Consider the following 14,282-nt stretch of genomic DNA (forward strand, 5'->3'; position numbering starts at 1 on the left):
ACTTGCACACACCAACTTCCAGCGAAACTAAATCAAAGATAACCAACAATACAGTCGGATTTCTTTTCGACTTATGTTGCAGCAACAATAACGCCGCGCCACAAACAGCCGATCAATTGTTACATCACGCCAACAGCCCAAGCAGTCGCGCCTGGGCAACTGCGTGAGTTCTGCGCTCAACGCCCAACTTACCGTGAATGCGTCGAGCGTGCGTTTTGACCGTATGTAACGAGATGAATAATTGCTCGGCAATCTGTTGATTCGAATTACCCAACGCAATCAACTTTAGTACTTCGACCTCGCGCTGACTAAGCGGATTATTACCTCCTGTATATGCCACGCCTTCAATATTCGGCTCCGTCATTCCCAGTGCCGACAGCAGGTCAGGCTGGCGTAATTGAAGTTCACGCAGCGCCTGCCGCAAACCACATCGCTCCACCAGATTTAATCCACTGCGTAAAAACTCGTTGGCACTGACCAGGTCACTATTCAACCAGGCGACTTCGGCCCTGGCGAACAACAGTTCCACCTCCAGCGTCAACTGAGCGGAGCGCTTCGACTGATCAAGCAGGCGAGCGAGGATGTTCAATGGGGCCTCGCTCCGGCGCAAATAGACTTGGGCCAACACCAGCAGGTACTCAATCCGGGCAATCAGCAGCAAAGTTGCCGGAGGTGCTTGCCGCGCCTGGCCCAGATAGTGGCGCAAGACGCGACTCAGCGCCTCACAGGCGAGTTCTGGCCGGCCCTGCTGCAGCCAGAAATGGCTGCTGACTTGCAGCAGTACGCCACGATAAACGGTGTCAGGACTCTGCCGCTGCTGCATCAACCGTTCAGCATCGCGCAGATGAGCAAATGCCAAGTCATAGTCACGTTGATTGGCCGCCAATTGCGCAAGCCCCAGAAAACCGTACAGCACCCGCTTGTCGTGATTGCGCAGGCAGATCCGCAAGCCACTTTCAAACAACTCGCTCGCCTGTGCATCGCGTCCCAGAGACAGATTCAAACGGCCACGCTGCAACGCCAGTCGTCCGAGCAAAGGTTCGGCATCGCGTTGCTGCCTGGTGAACATGGCGTGAACATTGGCAAGCAAGTCCTCGGCACGTTGGAGAGCACCACGCTGCTCCAGCAATTGCGCATGATCCAGTTCCAGCAGTCCTTCGAAAACCAGTGAACCTTGCGCACGCGCCAGGCACAACGCTTCACGATTCATTGCCTGGGCGACTTCCAGCTCCCCACGCAGCAATGCTTGCTGGGTCAGCCCCGACAAGCACATCACACGTACAGTCCAGAGTTCGGGACCAAGGTCCTTCAGCGCATCGAGAAAATGCGCACGCGAGCCCTCCATCCGCCCCTGCAGATGCAACAGCCACCCCTGCTGGGCCTGCCACCGTGCGATCAGTTGCCGTTGCAGAATCGCCGACGGCTGCGGGACGAATCGTGACAACTGCTCGATACAGGCTCCGGCTTGCTCAAACCGCCCCGCAAACAGCGATGCCGCCGTGATCAGCCCGATCAGTTGCGGCGAGCCGAGCATCAGCTCCTCGCCTTGTTGCTCATGCAGACGCAACAACAGCACCACTGTCTGCTCCTCGAACAGATGCTCGAAACTGAAGTGCTGCAACAGGCTGACCGCCACTTCGTATTCCTCGGCGAGCAATGCCTGTTCGAAGGCTGATTTCCAGTCCTGCTCGGCGCAGAACCACTGGCAGGCCCGCCGATGCCAGGAGCGTCCGGCCGACCATTGCTCATCGCGCAGCAATTGGGTGAACGGGGTGAAAACCTGCAGCCAGTCGGTGGAGTCGCGCCAGGGTTCGATAAAACAACCCAGTGCTTGCAAGGTCCTCAAGTACTGCGCGCCCTCCCCGGCCCCAAACAGGTGATCGCACAGTCGGGCATTGAAGCGTGGCAAGTGGGCCAGCACGCGCCAGGCCTCGCTCAACTCAGGCGTCAGCGAGCTGAACAACTCGTGCTCCAGATAATCGAGCAAGGTGTCCGCCCGTCCCTGGGGAGTGTCCTGACGCGACCAGTCGCACTTCTGCAACAGCGCGATCCGCACACCGGCACACCAGCCGCCGGTGCGCTGGATGACCCGACTGGCCACCTTGTTGGCCTGATCCCGCACCCAGGGACGCAACAGCTGCTCCACTTCACCTGAAGTAAAAGCCAGCGAAGCGCTCTCGCATTCGTACAATTCATCATCAAGCAACAGCCGTGGCCAGTTGCATTGCGGCCGGCGACGAGTGCCGAGCCACCAGGTCAGCATCGGGCTGCCGATCGCCAACATGCGATCCAGCAACGAGTCCAGCTCCGGGTTCGGCAGACGGCAGTAGTCATCGAGGAACAGCCAGGTCGGCGTCTGCAATCGCGCCAGATTGCTCAGCAATTCGGTTTCACCCGACGAGGCCAACCCCAGCGCCTCTGCCAGACGATGACGAAAATCGGCCGCGCTCGACACCACGCCAGACAAGGGCAGCCAATGCACCCGGCACCGGGATGGCGCCCGCAACAGGCACTCGGCGAGCAGCGCACTCTTGCCGCTGCCGGCGGGGGCGCAGAGTAATTTCACCCGGGCCGTTGAGGTCAGTAGCGGCTCGGTCAAGCGAGCCCGCGACAAGTGATGAGAGGACAGGCGGGGCAGGAATCCAGAATGGTCCAGACACGGGGTCATGGCGGTCATTGCAGCGTGCCTTTTTATAATTGTCCGACAACCCTAACCCTCTCCCACCCGCTTGTTGAGAGGTATTCAGCGCGCTGATTGGCGCCCATAAAAAAGGCGACCCACCGGTCGCCTTTCGTGATGCCAATGTATCAAAACCCTTACCGAACGCCCTCGGCGCGCAGAGCCGACGGTGTGTAGTCGGCAGCCTTGGCGTCAAAGCCAAATATGAAACTGTGCTTCTCTTCGTTCTTCATTCCCAGGGCAATGTATCGGCCAGCGATGATGTCGTAGAGCGCCTCGAGGGTGTAGGCCGGAGTCTGGTGATCGTAGTAGTACTGGGCGTGACCTTCGGCCACTCGCCACAGTTGGCCGCGACCGTCGTAGTGGTCCACCAGCGCCACTTGCCAGCTGTCTTCGTCGAGGTACATGTGGCGTTTGGCGTAGATGTGCCGCTCACTCGGCTTGACCGTGCCGACCACTTCCCAGACCCGGTGCAACTCGTAGCGGGTCAGGTCCTGGTTGATGTGCCCGGCTTTCACCACGTCATCGTACTTGAGGCTCGGCGAATCGAGTTTGTAGCTGTTGTAGGGAATGTACATTTCCTTTTTGCCGATCAGTTTCCAGTCGTAGCGATCTGGCGCACCGGAGAACATATCGAAGTTATCCGAAGTCCGCAGGCCGTCAGCGGCGGTGCCTGGTCCGTCGTAGGCCACTTGCGGTGCACGGCGCACTCGACGTTGACCGGCGTTGTAGATCCACGCCAGTCGCGGCTCTTTCACCTGGTCGAGGGTTTCATGCACCAGCAATACGTTACCCGCCAGCCGCGCCGGCGCGGTTACCGACTGTTTGAAGAAGGTCAGCACGTTGGCGGCTTTGTCCGGGTCCAGGTCCTTCATCAGTTGCGGTACGGCGATCTCTTCCTCGAAGCGAATCGGCGTGTAGCTGCCGTTGGTCTGCGGGGTCACCTGGGTGATGATCCGTCGCAGATTACCGCCGTGGTAACGGGTGATGTGGTTCCACAGCACTTCGACGCCATTCTTCGGAATCGGGAACGCGTAATAGCGATTGCCGGTGAAATTGGCCAGGCCGTTACCGTCGTTGATGCTGGTTACGTTCAGCGCGCTGCGCTTGGCCGACTCGTAGATTTCCGGCGGCACGGCCACGGTGCGATGGGTTGGGTAGACCGGAATCTTGTAGGTTTCCGGGTAGCGCTTGAACATCGCCACCTGACCGTCCGAAAGCTTGTCCTTGTACTTGTCGACCGTTGCGGCGGTGATGGTGAACAGCGGCTTTTCACTGGCGAACGGGTCAGCCAGGAAGCCTTTGCTGTCGACCGCGCCAGCGTTTTTCGGGATGCCACCGGTCCAGGCCGGGATCGACCCATCGGCGTTGCCGGCCTTCTCGGCGCCCAGCGGCGTGAGGGTGGTGCCGAGCTTATTGGCCTCTTCCGGCGAGACCGCAGCCATCACGTTGGCGGCCAACAGACTCAGTGCCAGGGCGCCGCATTGCAGAATCATCTTGCGCATTAACATCATCCTTCTCAGCCAGATCAGAAGTTCACGCCGAAGCTCAGCGCCAGGAAGTCGCGGTCGGTCAGGGTGTTGTAATTCCCGCCGAAAAAGTCGGTGTAACTCAAGCTTGCGGTATAGGTGTTGCGGTAGTCGGCATCGACACCAACGCTGACCGCCTTGGCGCCTTCGTTGAACAGCCCGTTGGGGCCGTAGCCGGCGACGTCATGGGACCAGGACAGGTTGGGTTTGAGGTTGATCCCGCCAATCACGTTGGCGTAATCGAGGATCGCCCGGGCGCGATAGCCCCAGGAGGTCGAGGTGACGAAGCCGTCGGTATCGCCACCGAAACCGTACTGGCCGTAGACCGAATCACGGCCGTAACGCAGCTTGCTCCGCGGCTCAAGACCACCGACATGGACCATCGCCGCTTCACCGACCAGGGTCAGCCGTTGGGCGCCCAGCACTTGATCGAAGAAGTGCGTCAGGGTGCTTTGCACCTGGGTCACTTCCTTGCGGCGGTAACCGGTATTGTCGGCGCCAGGCCGGGTCGCAACAGGCGATGCCGCGCCGCCGGCGATCGGGTTGAGCAACGCCAGGGTCAGGTCGTTGGTGTTGACCTGCACCGGAGCGTTAGGCCGGTAGCTGATTTCGCCGGTCCAGGCAGTGCCGGTGGGCAACGTGGTGGAGAAACTCGCACCGTACAGGCGAATGTCTTCCGGGTATTCGAGGTAGTACTGGCCGCGCCCGAGCATTACGCTTTGCGCCAGGCCCGAACCGCTGCCCGGGGCCAGACGGTTGGCAGTGCTGACCATGCCCGGCAGGCTGGCCAATGTGGACAGCCCGGCGGTGGTGGTGCCGACGGTCGGTGTGCGACTGTGGTAGTTCATGAAGTAGAGGCCGTATTCGGTGTCGTCACCGAGCCAGCGCAAAGCCGCGCCCCACTGCCCCGAATCCCGTGCATCGCGGTCACCGCCACGGGGCACGATCACGCCCTCACGGGTGACCTGGATAGGTTGGCCAAAGGCTGCCGCCAGTGGTGCAAGCGGTGCAATCGCCGGGCTGCCGACGGTGTAGTTGTTGTTGCAACCGTCCGCCACCACGTCGTTACCGAAGAAGGTGCCGCAGTTGTCTACGACGGTCTGGTCCCACTCCAGTTGGTAGAAACCTTCCACCGTGAGTTGATCGGTCAAGCCCTGGGAAGCGAACAACATGTTGACCGGAATCAGGCCTTCCTTGATCTCAGCGCCGGGACGCCGGAACGCCGAAACGTCGACCGGGTTGATGCTGTTGATCGAGTTACCGATGAAGGTGCTTTCACCCCAGCTGACCACCTGTTTACCGGCACGCACGGTGCCCGGCAGATCGGCGATGGAATAGTTGTGATAAACGAAGGCATCGAGAAGCTCCGCCCCGGAAGACTTGGCGCCTTCCTTGCGACCGCTGTCGCTGATCTGCTTGAACTCGCGGTCTTCGTCTTTGAGCTCGAAGTCGTACCAGTACTTGCCACGGACGAACACGCCGGTGTCGCCGTACTTCAATTCGAGGTCGTGGATGCCCTTGAAGATCTTGGAGAAGGTTTCGCCTTTCTTGAAGTTCAGGCGTCCGTCATCACCGGTCGAAGACTGGCCTGTCCCGCCATTGACGGTACCCACCAGCGACTTGTCGGCATCACGCATGCCCCAGCTCGCGCCGACGGACAACGAGGAATCAAACTGCCCCTCGATTTCGCCGATGTTGAATGAAACAGCCTGCGCCTGGGCACAGCAGCCCAAGGCCACCGCAGCGGCCAGCGCTTGCGGTTTGAAGATGGCGCGCATTGTTGTTTTTGTCATGCGTCTTCCCCGGTGAGTGACAGAAGCCCCCACCCTACTGCCGCTCGCCGGGAGCGATAAGCGCACCAAGGAGGTATTCGCGATGTACCTCCAAAGGATGAAGGCCCGCATGGGGCGGGGTTTTGCGCGGGGTATGGATGGGCTGGATGGAGGGTTATCAGTGCAGTGCATGGGACATGTTTGAAGTTGGATGTGTAACAGCTGGCGCAGCTAGCGGCAGCTGTTACAAAAGGTCAGCCGAAGACTGTTGCCAAGACTGTAACAGTGCATGTCAGAAATCGCTATTTTTCCTTTGTGATCAATACCTTATTCTTGCCTGGCTTTCACGGAAAACGGCCCGAAAGCACAAAGAACGGGGACGATAGACCACCCCATTAGCGACAGAATCCAGATGATTCGAAGCGTATTTTTTCGACTCATCGCCCTGTGTTCACTGACGTTGATTTGTAGCTCCTGGATCCACGTCTTACTTTGGCCGCTGCGTTTGCAGCGGCCTTTTTTATGGGCGAAAGGTTTTCAGGCAGGGAGTAGTCGGGAGGGGATGACGGGGCTCAGGCAAGCCCCGCCAGATGTCGCGCAATCAGCGTCAGAGGGAATACTTCTGCAAGTTCTGCATCATTTCCTTCAGCGCCTCAATGTTGTCCTTCGGATGCGCCGCGCCTTCGAAATCGCAGATCTGCTGCCAATGCGCCGCCACATCCTCCGGCGAGAAACCGACCCGCGGATCGAACCCGGCGCCCAGGCTGCGCTCCCAGCGCACCTTGCCCATCCAGCCGCCACCGACCTCGAACAGCCCCGACGTTTCCTGGCATTGCTCGCTGGCCAGGTACACCACCAATGGGCTGACCAGTTCCGGTTTGAGTTGCTCGAATACTTGCGGCGGGATCAGGCCTTCGGTCATGCGGGTGCCACCCGTGGGGGCGATGGCATTGACCAGGATATTGTTCTTGCGGCCCTCGATAGCCAGTGTGCGGGTCAGGCCGTAGAGGCCGAGTTTGGCCATGCCATAGTTTGACTGCCCGAAGTTGCCATAGATGCCCGAGGTCGACGCGGTGAAGATCACGCGGCCATAGTTTTGCTCACGCATGTGTGGCCAGGCGGCGCGAGTGACCTTGTAGGCGCCTTCGACGTGAACGCGGTAAACCAGGTCCCAATCGCTGTCGTCCATTTTGTGAAAGGTCTTGTCGCGCAGGATGCCGGCGTTGTTCACCACGACATCGATACGACCGAACGTATCAAGGGCATGCTGGACGATTTTGTCTCCGTCGGTGACAGAGTCATGATTAGCCTCGGCGATGCCACCCGCTTCACGAATTTCCGCCACCACCCGATCAGCCGCCGATGCATTGGCGCCTTCACCCTGAGCCGAGCCGCCGAGATCATTGACCAGCACTCTGGCACCCTGTTTGGCGAACAGCAATGCATGCGCTCGCCCCAAGCCGCCGCCTGCACCGGTGACAATCACGACTTTATCTTCGAAGCGCACAGACTCATTCATGGGGAACTCCAGCAGACCAGGGACTATGAGTGCGAGTGTCGGGCACGGGGCTGCCGGTCACAATGAACACGGGGGCGGCTGAATGGTGCGCGATAAGGCAGCGGGATAGTCAGGAACACGCCAACTTGAGCGGCGGTGAAATCAACTGATCGCGAAATTCCAGATAGTGCTTGAGCACCTGCGCCGGCGCTTCGATCTGTGGGTAATGGCCGATCTCGGACAGCAGGACAGTGTCCGGGGTGGGAATCAGTTGCCGATAGCGCGCCACCATGTGCGCACCGGAAACCGGATCGACCTCACCATCGATAACGCGCAGCGGCACCTCGCCGCGCTGCATGGCGCTGACCCAACGCTCACGCTGGACCCGCCGCTGCGGAATATAACCGATCAATTTATGCATGATCCGCTGCCCGTGATTGCTATCGACCAGACTCCAGAAATCATCCAGCTCACTTTCGGTGGGCCGGGTCTGCGGACCGAAAATCTGCTTGAAACTCTTCACCAGAGCGTCACGGGTAAAAGCTAGCCCGATCATCCAGCCCAAGGGGCTTAGCAGGAGTTTTTGCATCAACACCGGGCGATGGGTTTCGGGAAACAACCCGCCATTGAGGAACACGCAACTGGCGATATGAGCACGTGCTTCGTAGTGCCGGGCCAAGAGCTCCTGGGCCACGCTGTCGCCATAATCGTGTGCCAACACGTGAACGGGTTGCTCGACGTTCAAGTGCGCCAATAACGCTTGTTGCAGATCGGCCTGCTCCAGCAGGCTGTAGTTGTGGTTCACCGGTTTGGCCGAATCGCCGAAGCCAAGCATGTCGCAGGCAATCACCCGATAGCGCTGCGCCAGCGGCTGCCACAGGTAATGCCAGTCCCAACTGGCGGTCGGGAAGCCATGGATCAACAACAGCGGCTCGCCCTGCCCCGCCGCCCAATAGCGGATGGTCTGACCGCGGAAGACGAACGTCTGGCCGCGTTTACGCCAGACACACAGAGGAATTTCGGCGAGTGCCATTTAGAGTTTATAACCCGGGTCTTGTTTATCGAGTTTGCGCAGCAGCGCCGGCCAGGCCAGCGCGCCACCCATCCCTTGAGCACTTTTGGTGACGCCGGCGATCATCGCCTTGGCGCCCGCCAGAATCTGCGGTTCGATGGCAATCAGCTCCGCGCCACCGTTCTGAGCCAGCACCTGAATCTCGCAGGCGCGCTGAAAGGTAAACATCATCAGGAACGTGTCGGCGATGGTGCCGCCACAGGTCAGCAGACCGTGGTTGTGCAGCATCAGAAAGTTGTTTTCACCCAGGTCGGCTTGCAGCCGCGCCTTCTCTTCATGGTTCAGTGCCACGCCTTCGTAGGCGTGATAAGCCAGGCTGGACAGCACGAACAATGACTGCTGACTGATCGGCAAAATGCCCTGTTTCTGCGCCGATACCGCCACCCCCGCCGCCGTGTGGGTATGCAGTACACACACGACGTCATGCCGGACTTCATGCACCGCGCTGTGGATGGTGTAACCCGCCGGGTTGATCTCGTAGGGGCTGTCCATCAATTTGTTGCCGGCCTGATCGACCTTGACCAGGCTCGACGCGGTGATTTCATGGAACATCATCCCGAACGGGTTGATCAGGAAGTCTTCAGTGCCTGGCACCTTGGCTGAAATGTGCGTGAAGATCAGATCGTCCCAGCCGTGGAGGGCGACCAGACGATAACAGGCCGCCAGGTCGACGCGGGTCTGCCACTCGGCGGCACTGACTTTATCCTGGAGACTGTGTGGCGACTGGATGGGGGTTACGCTCACGGCAAGGATCTCTTTTTATTGTTCTGGGTTCTTAATGTTCACTGACGTTACAGCAGTCTAGTCAGCCCCCGGAGATCGGCTAGTTGCATTGGCAGCCAGCTTGGTGGCCGAGCGAGTCAGTGCGTGGGGGAGCCTGGATCCATGTCAGAACACTGCCGCCAATAAAAGCCGGTCAGCCCCGCAGAGCGCTGACCAGGTCCGCCAGCCAAGGCTCGGCGTCGGTTTCCGGCGTTACCGTTTCACTGGCGTCCAGACGCAACATCGGCAGCACTTCATGCACGCCCAGTTCGCCGAACAACTCACGCATTTGCTCACCGCCACCGCAGAACGTATCGCCGTAACTCGAGTCGCCCAACCCGATAACGGCACCCGGCAAGCCACGCCAGGCGGCGGGCAATTGATCGCGGATCATCGAATACAATGGTTGCAGGTTGTCCGGCAACTCACCCATGCCGGTGGTCGAAGTCACCGCCAGAAAGGCTTCCGGGCCAAAGGCCTGAACATCGGCAAGTGTCGCGCGCGGGTTGTGCCAGGTTTCAAAACCGGCGGCGTTCAATAGACTTGCGGCGTGGCGGGCGACTTCTTCAGCCGTGCCGTACACCGAGCCGGAAAGGATGGCGACTTTCATCAATCTGATCCTGAAGCTGAGTAAAAGGCCAAGATATTAACAGCACAGCCCTCATTGATCTTTTAGAATGCAGCGTACCCATCAATACGCAAAGGACTCTGCGATGATCAATGCCTCGCTGCTGCAAATGGTGATCGACGCGTCCAACGACGGCATCGTGATTGCCGAAAAGGAAGGCGAACAGGACAATATCCTGATTTACGTAAACCCAGCGTTCGAACGCCTGACGGGCTATACCAGCGAAGAAATCCTCTACCAGGATTGCCGCTTTTTGCAGGCAGGAGACCGGGATCAGCCCGCCCTCGCATTGATTCGCCAGGCGTTGGGCAATGGCGGTTCCTGCCGGGAAATTCTCAGGAATTACCGCAAGGACGGCACCCCGTTCTGGAACGAACTGTCGCTTTCCACGGTAAAAAACCCGCACGACGGACAAACCTATTTTGTCGGGGTGCAGAAAGACGTCACGGTTCAGGTCAAGGCACAGCAGCGAGTTGCACAGCTGGAAGCGCAATTGGCCGAGGTACAGGCAGAACTTGCTGATCTCAAGTCGACGAACGGATCAAACCAATCTGCGAATTAGTGGTCATTTACTACAATCACCGATGACTTTGTAATTATTTCTTTCGAGCAAATCATGCAGCGCGACGCACTCCTGACCCAGGATGAGCTGGATTTTATCCAGACCATGCAACACAACCCGCAACTCAATGTGCGGGATGCGACGTCGAGTTTGCTGGTCAATGGCGGCTCGCAGATCCGTGATTTGCTCACACGCCTGGCCGCTCATGAGCAAGTCACCATCCAGGCCACTTTCGAAAATCAGCAAATGACCTTCCCGCTGCACCTGGTGGAAGATGAGTTTCACGCAATGCATCTACGCCTCGGTGTCCCCAGCATTTATGAAGACGGGCCAATGATTCGGCCATGGCGCCTGCCGCTCGAAGAGCCAGTGGCGCTGGAAAATGCCAAGGGGCAACCCGGCACGATGTGGGTGCACGAAATATCGTTCAAAGGGGTTTTGCTGGAAGTTCGCAACAAGACCAAAGCACCAAAGCACTTCGCGTTGTGGTTCAGCCCGTCAGGCTATGAGCGGATTGCGTTGCGCGGCACCCTGGAGCGTGAGACCGAGCAAGGTTTCTACGCCTACGAGTTGAGCCAGAGTGACAAGGACGAAACCGAGCGTCTGCGTCAGTACATCCTTCAGCAACATCGCCTGACCCATCCTGCTTTGCATATTTGAATCTCAGGTATCCAGGTTTCCCGCCAGGAACTGTTTCAGACGCTGGCGCATCACCCCTCCCTCGTTTCCAAGGCAACCCACCGACGACCCGGCCAGACTTTCTTGCGCCAGGTCGGACGCATCCCCGGCCAGAAACAGCTGACAATCCAGGCCCATGGCCAGACGGTTCAAACGTCGAGGCAGTTCGGCAGCCGGCGCGTGATTGGAAATCAGCACCAGCGCCCTTGGCTTGATCTTCTCACAGACCAGGATCAACTCATCAAAGGGCTGCCCGATCGCCAACAACTGAATAGCCGAATCGACGCTGCTCAGATACAGCGCCGTGACCAATACTTCGAGCTCACGACATTGGTCGGCCAAGGCGCAGACAATCACTCGTCGCGGCTGCATGACACGCACCAGCAGCAGGCGTTGCAATACTCGAGACCGCAGAAAGCCATCCAGAAAAAGCCACTCGCTGGTCTGACCGAACGCATCTTGGCGTTGTAGCAATAGCTTCCAGATCGGAATCAGGATGTCCTGAAACACAACTGTCAGCGGATAACTGGAAAAGATCTGACCGTAGACGTGTTCCAGCTGAACTTCGTCAAAAACACTCACTGCCGCCTTGACCTGCTGCTGCCATTGGCTGTAGTCGGCTTGAACGAGCTCGTCGGGAATGATCCGCTCCAGCACCTGGAGCGGTTCGGTCTTGGCCAGTATCTTGCCAACCTTGCTTACCGCGACACCGCGCTCGATCCAGCCGAGGATGCTGCGGACACGCTCGATATCGGTCATCGAATACAAGCGGTGCCCGCTTTCGGTGCGGGTGGGCTGTATCAGCCCGTAGCGTCGCTCCCAGGCTCGGAGCGTGACCGGGTTGACCCCTGTCATCCGCGCGACCTCACGAATCGGGAACAGCTCCTCTCGAATCAGGGAGGTAATGGGGGGCAAGCCAGGCGCAATGTCGGTCAGCACAGGGATTTTGGATCCATATTAGTATTTTGATACATTTTTACTCTCATACCCCAGTGATATTCAACACGTCGTTGAACTAATTGGAACGAAAGTTCCAGACACAATCAGGAATAATCCTTGCTTGTCCCAAGACGCAGCCCACTACCCCGGCGCTGTGCCTGGCGAAACTCCTATCCGGAGCGACGCGTTTGCCTTACGGAGATACACAATGTCTACTTCACCCGTCACGTTGATGGTTGCGCGTCGTGTCGCCGATGGGCGTTATCAGGACCTGATGGCCTGGTTGCGCGAAGGCGAGCAACTGGCCACCGACTTCCCCGGCTATCTCGGTTCTGGCGTGCTCGCTCCGCCGCCCGAGGATGACGAATTCCAGATTATTTTCCGCTTCGCCGACGAGCAGACCCTGCACGCCTGGGAGCATTCCGCGTCGCGTACCGCTTGGCTGGGACGCGGCAGCAATCTGTTTGCCCATCCTTCGGAGTATCGGGTCAGTGGCATCGATGGCTGGTTCGGTGCGGTAGGGCAACGCCCGCCACGCTGGAAGCAGGCCGTGGCGATCTGGCTGGCGTTCTTTCCGGTGTCCCTGCTGTTCAACTTTGTGCTGGGACCGTTATTGGCTGAAACGGGATTGCTGGCCCGGGTGTTCGTCAGCACCCTGTGCCTGACACCACTGATGGTTTATTTCTTCATTCCATTGTCGACCCATCTGTTGGCCGGCTGGCTGAACACCGCACCGCAACAACCGTTGCCCGCAACGCCTACTACCCAAAATCAGTAACTCTTGCAGGAGCGTAGGTGCACGACTCCCGTCGCTGGTATAGTTTTGCTCTAACCGCGACGCGAGCCGTTCATGACCTCTTCCGCAGCCCCCATCCTCATCACCGGTGCCGGCCAGCGTGTCGGCCTGCACTGTGCGCAGCGTTTGCTCGAAGACGGCCATCCGGTCATTTTCAGCTACCGCAGCGAACGCCCCGGCGTAAAGACCCTGCGCGATCTGGGAGCAACAGCGGTGTTCGCGGACTTTTCCAGCGAGGCCGGGATTCTCGCGTTCATCGGTGAATTGAAGAACCACACCGACAGCCTGCGGGCGATAGTCCACAACGCCTCCGAATGGCTGGCCGAAACCCCGGGCGCCGAAGCCAATGCCTTCACCCGCATGTTCAGCGTGCACATGCTGGCGCCCTACCTGATCAACCTGCACTGTGCCGATTTACTCAGACGCTCAAGCCCCGCCGACATCGTGCACATCAGCGATGACGTGACCCGAAAGGGCAGCAGCAAGCACATCGGCTACTGCGCCAGCAAAGCCGGGCTCGACAGCCTGACCCTGTCCTTTGCCGCCAAGTACGCGCCAGATATCAAGGTCAACGGTATCGCGCCAGCCCTGCTACTGTTCAATCCCGACGACGACGCGGCGTACCGCGCCAGGGTCCTGGCCAAATCCGCACTGGGCATCGAGCCCGGCAGCGAAGTGATCTACCAGAGCCTGCGCTATTTGCTCGACAACCCTTATGTCACCGGCACGACCCTGACCGTCAATGGCGGACGGCACGTCAAATAAGCCGCCCCCGCGAGGATGTCCCCATGACGTTATCCCTGCCCCACAGCGCCCTGTCCCAGAGCTATCGCGAGATCCTTATCGGCCTGGGTGAAAACCCCGACCGCGAAGGGCTGCAAGACACCCCGTTGCGCGCCGCCAAGGCCATGCAATACCTGTGTCACGGTTACGAACAGAGCGTCGAAGAGATCGTCAACGGCGCACTGTTCGCCTCCGACAACGATGAAATGATCATTGTCGACAACATCGAGTTGTACTCGCTGTGTGAACATCACATGTTGCCCTTCATCGGCAAGGCGCATGTGGCTTATATTCCAACGGGCAAGGTGCTGGGCCTGTCGAAGATTGCACGGCTTGTGGATATGTTCGCCCGCCGCCTGCAAATCCAGGAGAACCTCACCCGGCAAATCGCCGAGGCCGTGCAGCAAGTGACCGATGCCGCCGGTGTCGCGGTGGTCATCGAAGCCCAGCACATGTGCATGATGATGCGCGGCGTCGAGAAACAGAATTCGACCATGAACACCTCGGTGATGCTCGGTGCCTTCCGCGAGTCGAGCAACACCCGCCAGGAGTTCCTGCAATTGATTGGACGGAGCAAGTAGCA

13 protein-coding genes are annotated in these 14,282 nt (G+C 59.0%); 5 read left to right on the forward strand and 8 right to left on the reverse strand.

Features of this window, described 5'->3' with window-relative positions; genetic code table 11:
* Window positions 1–124 precede the first annotated feature (124 nt).
* From F475_RS16895 to F475_RS16925, 7 genes are all read right to left on the reverse strand, one after another.
* Window positions 125–2,677 (reverse strand): LuxR C-terminal-related transcriptional regulator, encoded by a 2,553-nt coding sequence (locus F475_RS16895; protein ID WP_111454331.1) that lies wholly within the window; start codon window positions 2,675–2,677, stop codon window positions 125–127.
* A 140-nt stretch (window positions 2,678–2,817) separates the two neighbouring features.
* Complete coding sequence (locus tag F475_RS16900; protein WP_018927165.1) at window positions 2,818–4,185, reverse strand: DUF1329 domain-containing protein; 1,368 nt, start codon at window positions 4,183–4,185, stop codon at window positions 2,818–2,820.
* Window positions 4,186–4,208: 23 nt separating this feature from the next.
* Window positions 4,209–6,002 (reverse strand): DUF1302 domain-containing protein, encoded by a 1,794-nt coding sequence (locus tag F475_RS16905; protein WP_111454332.1) that lies wholly within the window; start codon window positions 6,000–6,002, stop codon window positions 4,209–4,211.
* Between the two features lie 586 nt (window positions 6,003–6,588).
* Complete coding sequence (locus tag F475_RS16910) at window positions 6,589–7,500, reverse strand: SDR family oxidoreductase (RefSeq protein ID WP_111454333.1); 912 nt, start codon at window positions 7,498–7,500, stop codon at window positions 6,589–6,591.
* Window positions 7,501–7,609: 109 nt separating this feature from the next.
* Window positions 7,610–8,512: an alpha/beta fold hydrolase gene (locus F475_RS16915; RefSeq protein ID WP_018927169.1), complete on the reverse strand. Its 903-nt coding sequence runs from the start codon at window positions 8,510–8,512 to the stop codon at window positions 7,610–7,612.
* Entirely contained in the window at window positions 8,513–9,295 is a 783-nt protein-coding gene (locus F475_RS16920; protein ID WP_018927170.1) for a class II aldolase/adducin family protein, read from the reverse strand. It abuts the gene before it with no gap.
* Window positions 9,296–9,467: 172 nt separating this feature from the next.
* Window positions 9,468–9,923 (reverse strand): flavodoxin, encoded by a 456-nt coding sequence (locus F475_RS16925; protein WP_064620259.1) that lies wholly within the window; start codon window positions 9,921–9,923, stop codon window positions 9,468–9,470.
* A 103-nt stretch (window positions 9,924–10,026) separates the two neighbouring features.
* Between F475_RS16925 and F475_RS16930 the strand changes: the two genes are divergently transcribed.
* A complete protein-coding gene (locus tag F475_RS16930; RefSeq protein WP_111454334.1) occupies window positions 10,027–10,503 on the forward strand; it encodes a PAS domain-containing protein in 477 nt (158 codons plus the stop codon).
* Window positions 10,504–10,557: 54 nt separating this feature from the next.
* Window positions 10,558–11,163 carry a hypothetical protein gene (locus F475_RS16935; protein WP_007942172.1) on the forward strand — a complete coding sequence of 202 codons (606 nt, stop codon included), beginning with the start codon at window positions 10,558–10,560 and terminating at the stop codon, window positions 11,161–11,163.
* 3 nt (window positions 11,164–11,166) lie between these two features.
* Here F475_RS16935 and F475_RS16940 read toward each other — a convergent pair whose 3' ends face one another.
* Complete coding sequence (locus tag F475_RS16940) at window positions 11,167–12,126, reverse strand: MerR family transcriptional regulator (protein WP_177431114.1); 960 nt, start codon at window positions 12,124–12,126, stop codon at window positions 11,167–11,169.
* Window positions 12,127–12,328: 202 nt separating this feature from the next.
* Between F475_RS16940 and F475_RS16945 the strand changes: the two genes are divergently transcribed.
* From F475_RS16945 to folE, 3 genes are all read left to right on the forward strand, one after another.
* Window positions 12,329–12,898, forward strand: coding sequence for an antibiotic biosynthesis monooxygenase (locus F475_RS16945; RefSeq protein WP_111454336.1), 570 nt, complete (start codon window positions 12,329–12,331; stop codon window positions 12,896–12,898).
* Window positions 12,899–12,970: 72 nt separating this feature from the next.
* Complete coding sequence (gene folM / locus F475_RS16950; protein ID WP_018927176.1) at window positions 12,971–13,681, forward strand: dihydromonapterin reductase; 711 nt, start codon at window positions 12,971–12,973, stop codon at window positions 13,679–13,681.
* A gap of 23 nt (window positions 13,682–13,704) precedes the next feature.
* On the forward strand, window positions 13,705–14,280 hold the full coding sequence (folE, locus tag F475_RS16955) for a GTP cyclohydrolase I FolE (RefSeq protein WP_018927177.1): 576 nt from the start codon (window positions 13,705–13,707) through the stop codon (window positions 14,278–14,280).
* Window positions 14,281–14,282: the final 2 nt, after the last annotated feature.

Origin of the sequence: Pseudomonas sp. URMO17WK12:I6, assembly GCF_003253625.1 — a bacterium.
In the GTDB taxonomy this organism is placed as follows: Bacteria; Pseudomonadota; Gammaproteobacteria; order Pseudomonadales; family Pseudomonadaceae; genus Aquipseudomonas.